At 70.1% G+C, this 17,470-nt stretch carries 14 protein-coding genes; 5 read left to right on the forward strand and 9 right to left on the reverse strand.

Translation table 11 applies throughout. The features are described 5' to 3' along the window. Positions 1 to 23: 23 nt before the first annotated feature. Both D7V97_RS24185 and D7V97_RS24190 read right to left on the reverse strand, forming a co-directional pair. Positions 24 to 1,322: an MFS transporter gene (locus D7V97_RS24185; protein WP_120613004.1), complete on the reverse strand. Its 1,299-nt coding sequence runs from the start codon at positions 1,320 to 1,322 to the stop codon at positions 24 to 26. 32 nt (positions 1,323 to 1,354) lie between these two features. Continuing rightward, positions 1,355 to 3,418, reverse strand: a complete 2,064-nt coding sequence (locus D7V97_RS24190) for a methyl-accepting chemotaxis protein (RefSeq protein WP_120613005.1) — start codon at positions 3,416 to 3,418, stop codon at positions 1,355 to 1,357. Between the two features lie 105 nt (positions 3,419 to 3,523). On the opposite strand from D7V97_RS24190, the gene D7V97_RS24195 reads away from it, so the two are divergent. Further along, the gene (locus D7V97_RS24195; RefSeq protein ID WP_199728918.1) at positions 3,524 to 4,552 is read left to right on the forward strand and encodes a histone deacetylase; all 1,029 of its coding nucleotides are present in this window, start codon (positions 3,524 to 3,526) and stop codon (positions 4,550 to 4,552) included. Positions 4,553 to 4,582: 30 nt separating this feature from the next. On the opposite strand, the gene D7V97_RS24200 is transcribed toward D7V97_RS24195, so the two are convergent. The 3 genes from D7V97_RS24200 to D7V97_RS24210 form a co-directional block, all read right to left on the reverse strand. Next, on the reverse strand, positions 4,583 to 5,374 hold the full coding sequence (locus D7V97_RS24200) for a hypothetical protein (RefSeq protein WP_120613007.1): 792 nt from the start codon (positions 5,372 to 5,374) through the stop codon (positions 4,583 to 4,585). 131 nt (positions 5,375 to 5,505) lie between these two features. Then, the gene (locus D7V97_RS24205; protein ID WP_120613008.1) at positions 5,506 to 7,440 is read right to left on the reverse strand and encodes a S8 family peptidase; all 1,935 of its coding nucleotides are present in this window, start codon (positions 7,438 to 7,440) and stop codon (positions 5,506 to 5,508) included. A gap of 132 nt (positions 7,441 to 7,572) precedes the next feature. Beyond that, positions 7,573 to 8,064, reverse strand: coding sequence for a DUF1772 domain-containing protein (locus D7V97_RS24210; protein ID WP_120613009.1), 492 nt, complete (start codon positions 8,062 to 8,064; stop codon positions 7,573 to 7,575). Between the two features lie 78 nt (positions 8,065 to 8,142). On the opposite strand from D7V97_RS24210, the gene D7V97_RS24215 reads away from it, so the two are divergent. Then, on the forward strand, positions 8,143 to 8,940 hold the full coding sequence (locus D7V97_RS24215; RefSeq protein WP_120613010.1) for an AraC family transcriptional regulator: 798 nt from the start codon (positions 8,143 to 8,145) through the stop codon (positions 8,938 to 8,940). A gap of 193 nt (positions 8,941 to 9,133) precedes the next feature. Here the strand turns inward: D7V97_RS24215 and D7V97_RS24220 are convergent, their stop codons facing one another. Continuing rightward, positions 9,134 to 9,757: a hypothetical protein gene (locus tag D7V97_RS24220; protein ID WP_120613011.1), complete on the reverse strand. Its 624-nt coding sequence runs from the start codon at positions 9,755 to 9,757 to the stop codon at positions 9,134 to 9,136. A gap of 358 nt (positions 9,758 to 10,115) precedes the next feature. Here D7V97_RS24220 and D7V97_RS24225 point away from each other — a divergent pair, with 358 nt between their 5' ends. Next, positions 10,116 to 11,933 (forward strand): hypothetical protein, encoded by a 1,818-nt coding sequence (locus tag D7V97_RS24225; RefSeq protein ID WP_120613012.1) that lies wholly within the window; start codon positions 10,116 to 10,118, stop codon positions 11,931 to 11,933. Positions 11,934 to 11,948: 15 nt separating this feature from the next. On the opposite strand, the gene D7V97_RS24230 is transcribed toward D7V97_RS24225, so the two are convergent. Continuing rightward, positions 11,949 to 12,347, reverse strand: coding sequence for a response regulator (locus D7V97_RS24230; RefSeq protein WP_120613013.1), 399 nt, complete (start codon positions 12,345 to 12,347; stop codon positions 11,949 to 11,951). A gap of 154 nt (positions 12,348 to 12,501) precedes the next feature. On the opposite strand from D7V97_RS24230, the gene D7V97_RS24235 reads away from it, so the two are divergent. Both D7V97_RS24235 and pyrF read left to right on the forward strand, forming a co-directional pair. Next, on the forward strand, positions 12,502 to 13,263 hold the full coding sequence (locus D7V97_RS24235; RefSeq protein WP_120613014.1) for an SDR family NAD(P)-dependent oxidoreductase: 762 nt from the start codon (positions 12,502 to 12,504) through the stop codon (positions 13,261 to 13,263). Between the two features lie 11 nt (positions 13,264 to 13,274). Beyond that, complete coding sequence (gene pyrF, locus D7V97_RS24240; protein WP_120613015.1) at positions 13,275 to 14,132, forward strand: orotidine-5'-phosphate decarboxylase; 858 nt, start codon at positions 13,275 to 13,277, stop codon at positions 14,130 to 14,132. A 30-nt stretch (positions 14,133 to 14,162) separates the two neighbouring features. Here pyrF and D7V97_RS24245 read toward each other — a convergent pair whose 3' ends face one another. Then, on the reverse strand, positions 14,163 to 16,739 hold the full coding sequence (locus D7V97_RS24245) for a penicillin-binding protein 1A (RefSeq protein ID WP_120613016.1): 2,577 nt from the start codon (positions 16,737 to 16,739) through the stop codon (positions 14,163 to 14,165). A 30-nt stretch (positions 16,740 to 16,769) separates the two neighbouring features. After that, positions 16,770 to 17,470: RluA family pseudouridine synthase (locus D7V97_RS24250; RefSeq protein WP_147444961.1), on the reverse strand; the 701-nt coding region annotated here is incomplete at its 5' end.

Raw genomic sequence — 17,470 nt, forward strand, 5'->3', positions numbered from 1 at the left:
GTGATCCGGTGGGGCAGAATGCCTCAGCCGTGGGGATTCGCCTCGGGGGACAGGGGCACCGCCAGCCCCTGCGCGGGGGACACCGCCAGGGCCCGGGCCTGTTCGCGCGAGCGCACCCGCTGCTCCACCACCCACAGCATCGGCGGCACACCCACCGACAAGCCGATGGACACCCAGGCGATGGTGTCGATGCCTCCCAGCGTCCCATCCGGCAGGTCCACCAGCAGCTTGGAGGACAGGAAGGCGCCCACCGCGGAGGCCATGTGCTGGGTGGCGGACTGCAGGGACATGAAGCGGGCGCGCACCGGGTTGTCCGGCACGCGGGAGGTCAGCGTGTTGTACGCCACGTTGCGCACGCCCATGGCCAGCATGAAGCCCATGAAGAGCAGCGGGATGGGCAGCCACGTCGGGTAGGACACGAAGGCCACGAAGGTGGTCACCACGGCCAGCACCACGCCCACCGTGCCCACGCGGAAGGAGCCGTGGCGATCCACCAGCGGTCCGGTCAGCCGCAGCGTGATGAAGCTCACGATGCCGCCCGCGAAGTAGATGAGCCACAGCCGGTCGCGCGGATAGCCCAGGTTCTGCTGGAGGTAGGCGGAGATGTTGGGGATGACGATGAAGGCGCTCATCATCACCACCGCCGTCATCAGGTAGGACAGCTGCATGTCGCTGCGGCCCAGCAGCGCGCGCATGCTCACGGCCCGGGCCGCGCTGCCATTCGCCCCCAGGTGCCCGCGCACCGGCGGCAGCAGGAACACCGCGGCCGCCGCGACGACGAACCCCAGCGCCGCCACCACGAAGAAGGGCAGCCGCCAGCCGCCCACCTCCGCCACCTTCAGGGCCAGGGGCACGCCCAGCACGGACGCCACGGAGAAGGACGCCATCACCGCGCCCAGCGCCCGGCCCCGGCGCTCCACCGGGATGAGGTCCGCGATGATGGACATGGACAGCGCCGTCGCCGGCCCACCGAAGAGGCCCGCGCACACCCGCGCCAGGAGCAGCGTGGACAACCCCGTGGCGAGCCCCCCCGCCGCCGTGGCCGCCACCAGCCCCAGCATGCACACCGCCAGGGCCTTGCGCCGGTCGTAGCGGTCCAGGAAGTAGCCGCCCGCAAGGCCCGCGACGCTCGCGGCCGCGGTGTAGCTGCCGCCAATGGTGCCGATGTGCGAGGACGCGATGCCCAGCCCCTTCGCGAAGTCGGGGCCCAGCGGCATCACCATCACGAAGTCGAGGATGTTGACGAACTGCACCGCGCCGATGAGCAGCACCACGGCGCGCTCGGAGACGGGAGGGGACGGGACGGCGGGCTCGGCGGACATGAGGCGGGCTGCCTTCTGGAGACTGCGGGACGTCAGACGCGGAAGCGCCGCACTTCGGCGCGGAGGATCTCCGCCTGACGCGTGAGGTTGTCGATGGCTTCTTCCAGCTGACGCACCGAACGCGTCTGGTGCTCGGACACGCCCTTGATGGTCTCCACCGCCTTGAGCACCTGTTCGCTGCCCTTGGTCTGCTCCTTCTGGGCGCGGTTCAGGTGGGTGACCATCTCGTTGATGCTCTCGATGGAGCGGGTGATCTGCTTGCTGCCGTGCGCCTGCTCCTGGCTGGAGCGCTGCACGTGCTGCGTGAGCGTCTTCATCCGCTCCGCGCTCTTCATGATCTGCTCGCCGCCCCGGGCCTGCTCGTTGGAGGCCTGGGAGATCATCTGCACCGTGGCGGAGATGCGGTGGATGGCCGCCGTCACCTGCTTGCTGCCGCGCGACTGCTCCACCGTGGCGCGGGCAATGGCCTTCACCATCTGCGTGGACTTCTGGGTGCTGTCGTTGATCTTCCTGAGCGCCCCTTCCGCCTCGCGGCCCAGCTGCACGCCCTCCTCCACGCTCTTGACGCCCTGGTTCATCACCACCACGGCGTTGCGGCTCTCCTCCTGCACGCCGCGGATGAGCTCGGCGATCTCCTTGGTGGACGCGCCGGTGCGCTCGGCCAGGTCCTTGATCTCCTCGGCCACCACCGCGAAGCCCTTGCCGTGCTCACCCGCCTGCGCGGCGATGATGGCGGCGTTGAGGGCCAGCAGGTTCGTCTGCTCCGCCACGTCGTCGATGACGTTGAGGATGTTGCCGATTTCGGAGATGCGCCGGCCCAGGCTGTCGATGACGCCCGCGGCGGTGCGACTGGTGTCCTTGATGCGGTCGATGCCGGACAGCGTCTTGCGCAGGGCCTCCACGCCCGTCTGCGCGTCCTCGAAGACCTGCTCGGACAGGCGCGCCGTCTCGTTGGCGTTGGCGTCCACCTGGCCAATGGCCGCGTCCATCTGGCTGATGGCGGAGGAGGTGTCCTCGGTGGAGGCGGACAGGTCCTCGATGTTCTTGGCCACTTCCTTGATGGAGTACGTCATCTCCTCGATGGCGCTGGTGGTCTCCTCCACGCTGGCGGCCATGGCCTGGACGTTCTCCGCCACCTCGTCGTTGGTGGCGGCCATCTCCATGATGGAGGAGCTGCTCTCCTCCGCGCTCTGGTAGAGGACCTCCACGTTCTCCGCGATGCCGCGCAAGCTGGCCATCATCTCCACCATGGAGGAGGACGTCTCCTCCACGCGCGACTGCACGGTGCCCGCGCCGGAGGACACGGTGGTGCCGGTGCGGTGGATCTGCTCGATGACGCCCGCCACCACGTCGGACACGCCGCGCACGCGGCCCAGCGTGTCGCGCCAGGACTGGGCCATGCGGTTGAGCGCCTCCGCCAGCTGGCCCAACTCGTCCTTGCTGTTGCGCACCTCCGCGCGGCCGGTGAGGTCGGCCTCCGCCAGCTTGCGCGCCATGGACATCATCGCGTCCAGCGGCTGGAGGATGAACGCGTGGGAGATGAGGAACGCCACCAGCAGGAACAGCACCAGCCCCACGAGGAAGGCCAGCAGCACGGTGTGGCGCAGCGACTGGAGCACGCCGCCCAGCCGCGACGAGTCCACCACCACCATCACCTCGCCCGGCGTTCCGTCCGCGAACGTCATGGGTTCGGCCACCGCCGCGTCGCCGTTGGGGAACTCCAGCCCGTTCAGCGCAGGCGGGGTCGAGGCCCGGACGCGGGCCTCCAGGGCCTGCGTGAACCAGGCGGGCGGCGGCGCGGGGCTGGTGGCCCGGGGCGCGCCGGCCGCGTCCACCACGGCCACGACGTTGAAGTCGCCATCCTTCCGGTAGAGCCCTTCCAGGTTGGGGACCAGCCGGGTGCTCTCCTGTGCTCCGAGCAGGCCCGTCACCTCCAGGGCCTTGTCGCGGGCGCGCAGGAGCATGCGCTCACGCAGGTGGTTCTCCACCTGGTAGGGGACGACGAAGTAGAGCGTTCCAAGGATGACGGCCAGCGCAAGGCCGAACGAACCCAGGAGGATGCCCCGGAGACCGGGTTTCTTGAGGCGACGAGGCAAGGCCCGCGCACTGTAGGGAGGGTGTGCCACCCAGGGCAAGGACAGCGCCCAGGGCGTCCACCCGGACGCTGGGTTCCCGGCCCCGGGATGCGTAAGGTCGTGGGGATGACCGCGACGCTGCTGCTGACCGACCCGCTCTTCCTCCAGCACGACCCGGGCGAGGGCCACCCGGAGTCGCCCGCCCGCCTGCGGCGCATCCTCCAGCTGCTCGCCCGCACCCCCATCGCGGGCACGGTGATGGCGCAGCCCCGCTCCGCCACCGACGCGGAGCTGGCCGCCGTGCACACCCCGGAGCTGCTGGCGGCGCTCTCCAAGCTGAGCGGCGAGCACGCGAGCATCGACCCGGACACGCGGGTGTCCCCGGACAGCGTGGACGCGGCGCGGCTGGCGGCGGGCGCGGCGGTGCAGGCGGTGGAGGCGGTGCTCGCGGGCCGGGCGAGGAACGCGTTCGCGCTGGTGCGTCCGCCCGGGCACCACGCGGAGCCGGACCGGTCCATGGGCTTCTGCCTGTTCAACAACGCCGCCGTCGCCGCGGAGGCCGGACGGCGGCTGGGCGCGGAGCGCGTGCTGGTGCTGGACTGGGACGTGCACCACGGCAACGGCACGCAGGCGGCCTTCTGGGGCCGGCGCGACGTGCTCTACCAGTCCGTGCACCAGTTCCCCTACTACCCGGGCAGCGGCGCCGCGCCGGAGGTGGGCCGGGGCGAGGGCCAGGGCTTCACCGTCAACTGCGGCCTGCCCGGCGGCAACACCGACGCCGACTACGGAATGATCTTCGAAGAGCTGCTGCTGCCCGTGGCCCAGGCCTACCGGCCGGAGCTCATCCTCGTCTCCGCGGGCTTTGATCCGCACCGCGACGACCCCATTGGAGGCATGGACGTCACCGAGCGCGGCTTCGCGGCGATGTGCACCGCCGTGCGCAAGCTGTCGGAGGAGGTCTGCGGCGGGAAGCTGGTGCTGCTGCTGGAGGGCGGCTACTCGCTGGAGGGGCTGTCCAACTCCGTGCACGCCTGCATCGAGGTGCTGGCGGGCCGCGACGACAGCTTCGCGTCCGGCACCGTCAACGCGGACGCGCGGCACGCCCTGGCCGCGAGCCGTCAGGCGCTCCTGCCCTTCTGGGCAAGCGTGCGCTGACGGCCCGGCGGGGACCTCCGGCGATTGGAGCTACGTCGCGCCGGGCTTCTTGCTCTTCTCCACGAGCTCCGCGGCCTTGGACGCGATGTTGTCGAACTGGCCGCGGTACACGTCCGAGTGGCTCTTGTTCGTCTTGGGGTCCTTCACGTTCTGGCGGGCCCAGTAGCCATCGAAGCTGGGGTCCGCGCCCTCCAGGCGCTTGCCGAAGCGGTCCATCTCCTTGGGCCAGTTCTGGTTCTGGATGCCGTCCTTCATCACCGAGTGGTGGCGCTTGATGCCGTCGTACTCGATGCGCTCCATGCTCTTGGCGAAGTTCTCCCGCCGGGCGTTGAGGTCACCGCCCACGGGCTTCTTGCCCGAGGCCGCCGCGATCTCGTTGTGGAACGTGTCCTTCGTCACCTTGTCGAACTTGCCCTGCTGGGCGACGTTGGTGAGTTCGAAGGCCATGACGCTGGCGCGCTTGGGGCCCACGAGGTCCGGCCGCAGGCCGACCTGTCCCGCGCCCTTGTAGAACATGCCGCCGTGGACCTGGTCCTTGGTGACGATGTTGACGGGCTTCTGCTGCGCGTTGGCGGCGTCGTTCGCGAGCGCCTGGTACTTGGGGTTCTTCAGCATCTCCTCGTGCGCCTTCTTGTCGAAGTCCGCATGCATCGAGGGATCCGCGGGGGTCTTCTTCTTCTCCGGCGTCGGGCCCTCGGTCCGCTGCTTCTTCTGGGCCGGGCCCTCCTGCTGGGGGCGGCGGATGGAGGAGGTGAGGTCGTCGTGCTTGCGCTTCGTGGGAATCGAAGGACCCGAACCGGACCTGCCAATGCTTCGAGGCATGAGACGCGCTCCTGGGGGCTGCCACCGAGGGGATGGGGGAAACCAGGATAGCGCTTCTTCACGGAAAGCAAACAGCCCGGACCCGCGCCGCGTGGGGCGCGCGTCCGGGATTCACCGCTGCGTGCTGATGCTCAGTAGCAGAGGTAGTTGTCGTTCCAGGCGTGCGGATCCGCATCCTCGAACACGCGGGTGCACAGCTTGCCGCCGATGGGGCCCGCCTCCGACCAGGAGAACTGCAGCGGGCTGCTGGTGGGCACGCAAAGGAAGTTGTCAGTCCACGTGTGCGCCGCGGGCTCGCTGCCTTCGGTGACCTGGGTGCAGCGCATGCCGCCGATGGGGCCCGCGCTGCTCCACTGGATGCCGTAGTTCACCGTCGAGCACAGGAAGTTGTCGTTCCACGCGTCGGGGTCCGCGCCCTCGTGCACCTGGACGCAATAGCGGCCGGAGATGGCGCCCGCCTGCGACCACGCGAAGTCCGGCATCGTCTGGAGCGCCTGGCGCAGGTTGGGCAGCCGGCCGATGTTGCGCGCGTCCGCCGCCTGCGAGGTGCCGGTGTTGGCCAGCAGGCTGCGCACGTAGCGCGGGTCGAGCGCGCCGGTGCCGCGAGCCCGCGCCACGCCCTGGAGGACGATGGCGGAGCCGGTGACGATGGGCGAGGCGCTGGAGGTGCCGCTGAACGTGGACGTGTAGTACTGGTCCTCGCCATAGGCGCTGCCGAAGCGGTCGCCGTAGCCCAGCGTCACCACGGATTCACCCCAGCCGTGCACGTCCACGCGCGAGCCGAAGTTCGTCCAGCACATGGGCACGCGCGTGGTGGCGGTGCTGGCGCCCACCAGGATGGCACCGGAGTCGCGCACGCCACGGTTGAAGACGTTGCCGTACGCGGCCTCGTCCAGGTTGGCGCTGCCGTTGCCTGCCGCCTCGACGACGGTGACGCCGTTGGCGGTCGCCGTGGCGATGGCGTCGTAGTTCGCCTGCCAGTACTCCATCGCGATGTAGTTGCACTGGCCCTGGTTGCAGGTACACGCCGTGCTGTCCGCCGGGCCCTGCGCGTGCAGCTCGATGAGGACGACGCCGCCCGCCCCCACCGCCGCCGCCGCGTTGGAGATGGCGGTGGAGGTGGCCTGCGAGCCAATGGACGACACGCCCACCGTCGCCCCGTTCGCGATGCCCGTCACGCCATAGCCGTTGGCCACACCCACGATTTCACCGAGCACGGCGGTGCCGTGGTTGCGCCAGCCCAGGTCGTTGAGCTGCGTGCCCAGCTGCGTGAAGAAGCCCGGCATGTCCTCGTGGGTGGTGCGCCAGCCGCCCTCCACGTCCACGAAGCGGATGCCCGCGCCGTTGCCGCCGGGCAGGCCCCAGGCATAGCTCGCGTCCACGCCGCTGGGGGCCGCGTTGAGGTAGCCCTGGTCGCCGTCATACAGCGGCGTGGTGGGCGAGATGTCCGCGGCGGAGAGCAGTCCGCGAAGCACGGGCTCCATGCCGAAGTTCACCATGGCCGGCTCGGGGGGCGGCTCCGCGTAGGCCACTTCCACGCCGTCCAGCGCGTTGAGCGCGGCGACGACGTCGGCCACGCGCTCGGCGGTGGTGCCGGGGACGAGCGGCACCTCGAAGTAGAGGTTGAGGTCCGCGAGCTGGCGGCCGCCGCGGGCCTCGCCCAGGACCTTGCGGGCCTCCAGCGAGGACTCGTCTTCGGTGAAGAGGCGGCGGAGCACGGTGGCGCGGGGCGCGCGCTCCAGCAGGGCCTGGACGGACTTCACGTCGGTGTCGAGCCGAGACTCGGAGAGGCCGCGCCCGGCGAGCAGCGAGCGCTCGGACTCGGAGCGTTCGGCGGACAGGGAGCGCAGGGCATTGCCACGCAGGCGCACGCGGCTGCCCTCGTGGAACTTCACCACCAGGCGCTCCACGGGCGTGCCCGCGGGCAGCGCGTTCTGGAGGCGCTTGTCGGCGGCGGCGCGGGGCAGCGGCGCCGGGGAAGCGGCGAAGACCGTGGGGGCAGCGGTGCACAGCGCAAGCCCGACGAGCGCGCTGGTGAAGCGGGAAGAAAGACGCGGTGATTTCATCCGGTGTCCTCGGTGTGGGAGTCACGTCCACGACGGAAGGCCCCCGGGCCCCGTGCCCGGTTTCCGCCCGTCGGACGCGCACCCTAGATTACCCGTCTGACACGGATTTCAGGCATGACGGTCTTGAAACGTTCAGGGGCCACTGCGAAGTCGGAGCCATGACAGGGCCTGGAGTGAAGCGAACCAGGCCGCCGCGAGGAGCGTGTGGCGCAGGTGGTTCCACTGTGACCAGCGCAGCGCCGTCTCCGCGGACGCGGGCGAATCCGGTGCACCCATCAGGCGGACCATGGTGGGGATGAAGTACGAGAAGGTGAGGACCCGGTCCGCGAGCGCGGCCACCGCGGCCGCGAGCCACCAGAAGCGCAGCGGACCGGTGGCCTGCGTGGCGAAGAAGAGGCTCGCGAGGGTGAAGAGCGTCAGCGGGCCGGTGCTGACGAAGGCCCAGAAGCGCAGCCCCACGTCGTCCTGTCGTGCGCCCTCCGCGCTCCAGTGCATGCCGGTGGCGTCGAACCACCGGGGGAGGACGATGCGATGTTCGTAGAGGCCCGCGCCGAACGCGATGCCCAGGTTGAGGACGAAGAGCCACAGCAATATTCCGCTCGCTGACAGCTTCAGGTTCATCATGCGGCGGAGGATGCGCCCCGCGGGTGCGGGGGTCTTTCGCGTCCTTGTGCTGTTTTTCTCAATCCTGCGGTGATTCGCATGAACCCCCGGCACGCCCTCCTCCAGCAGATTGGCGCCGACATCGTCCGCTTCCAGGATGCCTCCGCGCAGTTCGACGAGGCCGTCGGCGAGGTGCTCGCGCTGGGGCGCGCGGAGCTGGCGTGTCTGGCGCAGTTGCACTTCGGGGGCCCCGCGCCCTTGAGTGCCATTGCCCGGGGAACCGACGTGGAGCGGATGGAGCTCGCGGGCTATGTCCGGCGGGAGTCCGCTGGCGGTGGGAAGCGCCTGCTGCTCACCGAGCATGCGCGCAGGTGGATTGAAACCCTCTGGGGGCCCGTGCGTGAGGACGGGTTCGGGCTGATGACGTCCCTGCCGGAGCGGGACCTGAAGGTCATCGCCGGGTTCCTGGCCACGACGCGCGGGGTGCAGGAGCGCCATGCGTCCCGGCTGTCGAAGCTTCTCCAGACGCCGGGCGGGCCCCAGGCGGCGAAGCGGCGGGGCGGCTTGTCCTCGGCGGCGCTCTCCCGCGTGCAGCTCTTCATCGAAGCGCATCTCGCGCGGCGGATCCGGATGGAGGAGCTCGCGCAGCGCTCGGGCTTGAGCGTCTTCTACTTCTCCCGCGCCTTCCGGCAGTCGACGGGGCAGACGCCGCATGCGTACGTGCAGCAGCGGCGGGTGGAGCGGGCGCGCGAGTTGTTGAACGGCTCGACGCGCTCGCTGGGTGAGATCGCGCTGGAGGTCGGCTTCAGCTCGCAGAGCCACTTCACCACGGTCTTCCGCCGGCTCACGGGGCTGACGCCCGCCGTCATCCGGCGGGCGGTGCGTGAGCCTCGGTAGAGCTCGCTGTCGGGGAGGGAGAGGCCGGAGAGCTCCAGCAGGTACAGGCCCTGAGCAGGAGCACCCACCCCACGCAGGGCCATGGCGTCTTCATGGGCGAAGTCCGCGCGGAATCCCCAGGATTTGCGCGGGGGCTCCGCGCGGAACAGCGAAGCCTGGAGTGCGTCCGCCAGGGCGCGGTGTGCCGCCGGGCTCACCCGCCGGACTGACGGCCCTCGATCGCGCACAGGAGCACCGCCGCGGCGATGCCCAGGCGCCGGTCCAACCGGCGCTGGGTGTCCACCGAGAAGTCGAGGTCGATCTTCTGGATGAACGGGTTGAAGTGCTGCCGGAAGGTGAACACGCGCACGTCGGCCATGGTGCCGGAGAAGGTCTGCGGGATGAGGTTGGTGAGGAAGCGCCGCACCAGCGCCAGCAGCATGCTGTCCTCTTCAATCTTCCCCACCTCCTGCTCATTCACATCCAGCACCAGCCATGTGTCGCGCAGGATGGAGCTCAGGGCCTTGCGGCGCAGCGCGCCCACGCGCTCGCCCGTGGTCGCGTCGGTGACGTCGTAGGTGGCGCCGAAGTCCAGGATGCTGCGGGCCTGGATGGTGAGCAGCTCCTCCTGCATGTCCTCGCCGCTGTAGATGCGCAGGTCCTCCTTCAGCTTGAAGGCCTTCATCTTCGAGTAGAAGGCGACGTTGCCCGCCTCGTCGTAGATGTGGAACGCGCCGCCGAACAGCTTGAAGAACTTCCGGCGGATCATGTAGCGGCTCTGGCCGAAACGGCCGTGAGCCAGCTCACTGCGGGGACGGGGCTGGATGGCGCTGGACATGGAACCGTCCCCTAGCGCGAAGTGGCACGCGCAACCAGCGTGTGACTGAAGAAAGCGGCGCAGCACAGGCCCTCCATGAGCCCGTGCCTCTTCCAGCGTGTTCGAGCTCCCACCATGTGCTCTCCCCCGCCTGCGCTGCGCCCGGGATGAAGCTGGTGAGGAAGTGGGGGCTTCGCACACGGGACCGCCGGTCGCAGGAGACTGTCCGCTGACGGGGCCAGCCGCCTGCTCGCGGGCTACGCCTTCTCCTGGCCACGAAGGTTCGAAAAGTGACGGCCCGTGCTCGGATCCATGGCCCTGCATCCCACCAATCCACCGCCGCCCCCCGGGGCCTTCGCATACGCTGCCGGAAGTCCCCATGACCGTCTCCACGCCCCGTGATGCCCAGGACGCCGCTCCACGCAGGAAGCGGTGGAGGCGCGCGGCGTTGTGGACCGTGGCGGCACTCGTCGTCCTGGAAGTGCTCCTCAACGTGGCGCTCAACGTCGGCGTCGTCCAGGCCATCATGCGGCGGGGGACGGACCGCGTCGTGCTCGGGTGGGAGCGGGCCTGGTGGCTGTGGCCCGTGGGCCGGCTCCACCTGCGCGACTTCACCCTCACCAAGCAGGACCCGGACCTCTGGTGGAAGGTGGAGGTGGAGGCGCTGTCGGCGCGCATCTCGCTGACCTCCCTGCTGAGCAACCACGTCGACGTGCAGGGCATCGACGGACACGGCGCGCGCTTCCAGTTGGAGCCCTCTTCCGCGCCCGAGGAGCCGCCCTCCAAGCCGGGCGCACACCCCTGGGAGATCGAGCTCAAGGACGTGACGTTGCACGAGGTCCGCGTGCTGGACTTCAGCCGGGTGCGCTTCGCTGGAGCGCTGGATGTCACGGGCTCGTTGCACCTCACGTCGCGTGAACGGCTGCTCGTGGACCTCCCGTCGGTGAGGGTGGCGCAGGGCTTCCTGGAGGTCGACGGCAAGCAGGTCGCGCGGCTGGAGACCCTGTCCGCGCGCGCGCTGCTCGATGCCCCCTTCCGCGAGGGGCAGGGCTACGACCTCTCCGAGGCGTTGGGCGGTCAGGTGCAGGCGAAGGTGGACCTGTTCCCGCTGGACTGGCTCAACGAGCAGCTGGGCGCGAGCGCCCCCATCTCCCTTCGCGGCGGCGCCGGCCGGGTGGACCTGGACGTGCGCATGAAGAAGAGCGCGCTGGAGGCGGGCAGCAAGGTGGACGCCCAGGGTGCGGAGCTGGACCTGCGCGCCGGCCCCTTGCGGGCGCGGGCGCCGTGGAGCCTCCAGGCTTCGCTGGAGCCGGAGCGCCCGGAGGGGCCTTCAGGACAGCTGCAGGTGACCTTCGCACCCGTGCGCGTGTCCGGCCCCGGAGGCAACGGGGTGGAGGTGCCGGAGGTGGCCCTCTTCGTCCTCGCGCGGCGGCGCGCGGGGGGCCGGGGGTTCGACCTGGAGCCGGACCTGCGCGTGGCGAAGAGCCAGCCTTTGGACCTGCGGGTCATCAATCCCTGGCTGGAGCAGACGCTTGAAATCGACTCCGGCCACGTGACGGTGCGCAGCGAGGAGCGGCCGAAGGGCTCGAAGGCCCGGGGCTCGCTGAACCTGCGCATGGACACCGACCTCGTCTCCGGGAGCATGGGCAAGAACAAGGTCCTGCTGCGCGCGGAGGTGGAGGTGGATGCCCGCCACCTGTCCACGGACCTGACGCAGCTGGGGCTCTCCGGGACGACGCTGCGGCTGAGCAAGGTGTCCTCGAACGGCCCCGTGCCCATCCGTGCGTGGAGCGGCGTCTTCGCCCTGCCCCGAGCCAGCCTGTCGCTGTCGCCCACCGTGCTGTCGGCGCGCTTCGCGAGCCACCTCACCGACACGCAGCCCCTGGTCGCGCTGCTCACGACGTCCAAGGGCCTGCCCTCCTTCCTCACCTCGCTGCTCAACATCCGCGAGGTGGAGGTGACGGGGCAGGTGCGCATCGACGAGCGCGGGCTCCAGGTGCGCGAGCTGAAGGCGAAGGGCCAGGGCTTCTCGCTGGAGGGCCACCTGGACCTCGTCCGGGGCGACATCACGGGGGCCCTGCTCACGACCATCGGCGCGGTGACGGGCGCCGTGGAGCTGCGGCCCGGCCGCAACGACCTGCACCTCGTGGAGCCGACGAAGTGGTTCACCGGGCAGACGCCGCCGCCCTTCCGCTAGGCCCGCTCCACCCGCTCAGGAAGGAGGATGGCTGGCCTGCGCGCCGCGCGCCACGTACGGCGCCACCGCGCGCAGCAGGACGTCCAGGTCCACCGGCTTCTGGAGGAAGCCCTCCACCTCCAATGCCTTCATGGCCTGTGAATCCACGACGTGCGAATACAGGACGATGACCGGGATGGCCGCGAGCGCCGGGTCCGCACGCTGCTGCTCCCGGAAGGCCCAGGCGTCCAGGCGGGGCATCCGCAGGTCCAGCAGGATGACGGCCGGGCGCAACCCCTGGTGCAGCAGGCGCAGGGCTTCATGGCCGTCGCGCGCCAGCACGACCGAGTGCCCATCCACCTCCAGCGCATCCCTGTACGCCCGCAGCAGGTCCAGGTCGTCGTCCACCACGAGGATGCAGTTCCACCAGGGCATGGGCCTCCCGCTCTGAAGTCCCGCTTTGAAGCCTTGAAGGTGTCAACGCACCCGACAGGCCGCCTCGTTCCCCGGTGCTGGGGCGGGGTTTTGCGTGCCCTCCAGCGCGCAACCGTGCGACAAGGCGGGCGCTGCGAGACTCCTGGAGGACGGCATGGCGGAGATGACCTACCGGACGGCGCTGGTGACGGGCGCCTCGAGCGGGCTGGGACGTGGGCTGGCGCTGTGGCTGGCGAAGCATGGCCTGCGCGTGTTCGCGACAGGACGGCGGCTGTCGCAGCTGCAGGCGCTGGCCTCCGAGGCCCAGGCCGCGGGCGCCGTGGTGGAGCCCGTCGTGATGGACATCACCCACGCGGAGGCCTCGCAGGAGCGCATCCGCGCCATCGACGCGGAGTGCGGCGGCCTGGACCTGGTGGTGGCCAACGCGGGCATCGGCGGCCCCACGCACGGCAAGCGCATGGACTGGGAGAAGACGCGCGCCATCATCGACACCAACGTCACCGGCGCCGCCGCCACCCTGTGCGCGGTGCTGCCCCAGATGGTGGAGCGCCGCCGCGGCCACGTGGTGGGCATCTCCAGCCTCGCGGGCCTCCGGGGGCTCGCGGGCCACGCGGCCTACTCCGCGTCCAAGGCCTTCCTCGCCACCTTCCTGGAGAGCCTGCGCGTGGACCTGAAGGGCACCGGCGTGTCCGTCACCTGCGTCTACCCGGGCTTCGTGAAGAGCGAATTGACGGCGAAGAACCACTTCCCCATGCCCTTCCTCATGGAGACCGAGGACGCCGTGGAGCGCATGGGCCGCGCCATCTTCGCGGGCGCGGCGGAGGTGAGCTTCCCCTGGCAGCTGGCCACGTCCATGCGCCTCCTGAAGGTGATGCCCAACCCGCTCTTCGACGCCACCGCGCGCCGGCTGAAGTGAGGGAGCCCTCCGTGACGACGACGCCCGCCTCCTTCGCGCAGCGCTTCCAGGCGCTCGCCGACACCCGCTCCCCCTTCTGCCTGGGCCTGGATCCTTCGCGCGACGTGCTCGCCCGCTGGAACCTGCCGGACACCGTGCAGGGCCTGTCCGACTTCTGCGAGCGCCTGGCCGACGCGGCGGGTGAGCGCCTGGCGGTGGTGAAGCCGCAGAGCGCCTTCTTCGAGCGCCACGGCCCCGAAGGCCTCGTCGTGCTCCAGCGCGTGCTCAAGCGCTTCCGCGCCGCGGGCACCCTCACGCTCCTGGACGTGAAGCGCGGCGACATCGGCTCCACCATGGATGCCTACGCGGAGTCGCTCTTCGGCGCGGGCAGCGCCTACGACGTGGACGCCGCCACCTTCACCGCGTACCTGGGCCTGGGCGCGCTCGCGAAGACGGTGGAGCGCGCGAGGGCCCACGGCGCCTGCGCCTTCATCGTCGTGCGCTCGTCCAACCCGGAGGGCGCGCCCCTGCAGAACGCCGTCGGCGGCGACGGCCGCACCGTGGCGCAGGCGGTGGCGGACGGCCTGCGGGAGTTGAACGCGAAGGCGGGCCCCGGCGTGCTGCCCGCGGGCGCGGTGATGGGCGCCACGCTGCCGCCGGCCGACCGCGACGTGGTGGAGCGGCTGGGCGACGCGCTGCTGCTCACGCCGGGCATCGGTTCGCAGGGCGCGGGCTTCGCGGATTTGCCGAAGCTCTTCTCCGGCCGCGAGCGGCAGGTGCTGCCCACCGCCGCGCGCTCGGTGTTGGAAGCAGGGCCGGACCGGGCCGCGCTCCAGCAGGCCCTGGAAGCACATCAGGCGCCCTCGCGCGTGTTCCGCGAAGGCGCCTGAGGGCGAGGCAGCGACTGGGGGGTGCGTGCGCTACTGCGCGCCCATCATGAACTGATCCACGCCGACCTGGTTCTTGTCGGGCACGGCTTCCTTCGGCTCGGTGCCCTTCTTGAAGAACATCAGCTCCGCGCCCTTGGCACCCGGGTGGGCCACCTTGCCCGTCTTCTTGTCGATGTAGAGCCGCGCCAGCTGCATCGACTGCCAGGGGTAGAACTCCGGCTGCGGCCGGCCCTCCAGCGCGCGCTTCATGTAGTTGAGCCAGATGGGGAGCGCCGCGCGGCCACCCGTCTCGTAGCGGCCCAGCGGGTGCGGGTTCAAGTCGTAGCCCACCCACGCCACCGTCACGAGGTCCTTGGTGTACGCGGAGAACCACGCGTCGAAGGAGTCGTTGGTGGTGCCCGTCTTGCCCGCCGCCGGCTTGCCCAGCCTCTGCGCGGGGCCACCGGTGCCCTGGAGCACCACGCCGCGCAGCAGGTGCGTGAGGATGAAGCCCGTCTCGGCGCTCATCACCTGCTCGCCCGGCTCGAAGAGGCGCGCGTAGCCCGCGGCCACGCGGTCCTGGAGCGGCGCCCACGCGTCGTCGAACGCGGTGTGGTCCTCCAGCGTGCGGCCGAAGCGGTCCTCCACCTTGCGGATGAAGTACGTGGGCTTCTTGCGGCCGTAGCGGTTGAAGGTCGCGTACACGTTCGCCAGGTCCAGCGGGTACATGCACGACGAGCCCAGCGCGGCGGAGAAGTCCATGTTCATGGGCGTCGTCATGCCCAGCTTCTTCGCCCAGTCCGCCATGTTGTGGACGCCCACCGCGCCGAAGGTCTTCACCGCGGGGATGTTCATGGAGTTCACCAGCGCCGTGCGCAGGAGCACGTCACCCACGAACTCCTCGCTGTAGTTCGCCGGCTTCCACGACACCTTGTTGTCCGGGTCGTGCTCCACGATGGGCGAGTCCACGATGATGGTGGCCTCCGTCCAACCCAGCTGCTCCAGCGCCGCCGAGTACACGAACGGCTTGAAGGAGCTGCCCGGCTGACGGCACGCCTGGAACGCGCGGTTGAACTCGTTGTCGTCGAAGTCGTAGCCGCCCACCATCGCCGTCAGGTACTGGCGATGCGGGTCGATGGAGACGAGCGCGCTCTGCGCCTCCGGCGTCTGCTCCAGCCGGAACAGCTTCACGCCCTCCTCGGGGATGTCCTCCGCCAGCTTGCGGTCCCACTGCTCCTTGTCGTCCGTCAGCTCCTTCTTGACGACATGGCGCACGACGACGACGTCGCCCACCGCCACGGCCTTCTTCACCGAGGTGATCATCATCGCCGGGTAGTAGCCCTCCGGGTTCACCTTGCGCGCCCAGCGCATGCCCAGGAGCGGCAGCCGGCCCTGGTGCGGCCCCACCTGGATGTCGGCGCCCTTGCCGTCGTCGTCGATGCCGGTGACGAGCGCCACGTAGAGCCGGTTGTCGACGAGCTCCTCCTTGCCCATCGCCTTCTTCGCCTTGGCGACGAACGCCTTGCGCTCCCCTTCCGTGGCCAGCTGCTGCACCGGACCACGCCAGCCCTGGCGCTTGTCCACGGACATCAGGCCGTCCAGCACCGAGTCCTGCGCCGCGCGCTGCCGCTCGCTGTCCATGGTGGTGAAGACCTTGAGGCCCTCCTTGAGCAGCACGGGGTTGCCGTACCGGTCCACCACGTCCTTGCGCACCTGCTCCACGAAGTACGGGGCGAACTCGTGGAAGACGTCCTCCACCGGGTACACCTTCACGGGCTCCGCGTCGGCCGCGTCGTGCTCCGCCTTCGAAATCATGCCCTCCACCAGCATGCGCCCCAGCACGTAGCTGCGGCGGCGCTTGGCGGACTCCGGCCGCAGGAACGGCGAGTAGCGGCTGGGCGCCTGGGGCAGGCCCGCGATGAGCGTCATCTCCCCCAGCGTCAGGTCGCGCACGTCCTTGCGGTAGTAGTTCTCCGCCGCGCTCTGCACGCCGTAGCTGTGGTGCCCGAGGAAGACGTTGTTCAGGTAGAGATACAGGATCTCTTCCTTCGTCAGCGCCTGCTCCAGGCGGAAGGCGAGGATGGCCTCGCGGATCTTCCGCTTGGGCGTCTTCGCGGTGGCCTCCTTGTAGCCCTCCGCGGAGATGAGGACCGCCTTCGCGGTCTGCTGCGTGAGCGTGGAGCCGCCCTGCACGCCGCCGCCGCGCAGGCCCAGCTTCGTCAGCACCGTCTTGGACACGGCGCGCGCGGTGCCCAGCACGTCCACGCCGAAGTGGTCGAAGAAGCTGGAGTCCTCGCTGGCGATGAACGCCTGCACGAGCCGCTTGGGGATGCGCTCGTAGGGCACCACCTTGCGCCGCTCGTTGTAGAACTCGCCGGCGAGCACCGCGTCGTCGGTGTAGACCTCCGTGACGATGGGCGGCCAGTACTCGTCCACCTTCGGGATGGCGGGCAGCCCGTCGGAGAAGATGTAGTAGGCGGCCACGACGGCGAGCACCGCGGCGGTGGCCCCCATCAGGCCCAGCACGGCGCAGAGCTTCATCAAGCGCACGAGGATGTTGCGCTTGGGCGGAACGCCGTCGAGCACCAGCTTGGAGCGGCTGCGGTCAGTCGTCTTCGGGTCGGACATGCGTGTTCTGTCGAGTCCTGGGCTCAAGGCTTAGAGGAGCGCCGCCCGCTTCAGCACATCCATCAGCTCTGGCGGGAGCGGCGTCTCCACGGCGACCTTCCTGCCATCTTCGGGGTGCGGAAATTCGATGCGCTCGGCGTGCAGGAACAGACGTTTGAGACCCCACCGCGCCCGCACGTCGCGATTGAGGGCGAAGTCGCCGTACTTCTTGTCACCCACCACCGGGTGACCCACGGCGACCAGGTGCCTTCTTATCTGATGCGTGCGCCCCGTCTCGATGGTGCAGGAGAGGAGGGCTGCCTCGCTCGACTGGCGCACGACCTTCCACCGGGTGACGGCCTCCTGCATGTTCACTCCCCGACGGGACTTGGACTCGGCCGTCTGCTGGTGCTCGGCGAGCGGCAGGTCGATGACGCCCGAATCCTTGGGCATCTTCCCCTTCACCAGGGCCAGGTAGCGCTTCTTCGGGTGGCCGTGGGTGAAGATTTCCGTGAAATGCACCATCGCCGGGCGGCGCTTGGCCACCAGGATGACGCCGGAGGTCTCCCGGTCCAGGCGGTGGGCGGGGGAGGCGGTGAAGTCGTTGCGGGTGGCCTTGGGGCCCAGGTAGGCGCGCACGTAGTCCACCAGGGTGCCTCCGGTGATGCCGCTGCCGGTGTGGACGGCCATGCCGCTGGGCTTGTCCACGGCCATCATCCAGTCGTCCTCCAGGAGGATGACCAGCTGGCTGG

The organism is Corallococcus sp. CA053C (assembly GCF_003611675.1).
Classification (GTDB): Bacteria; Myxococcota; Myxococcia; order Myxococcales; family Myxococcaceae; genus Corallococcus.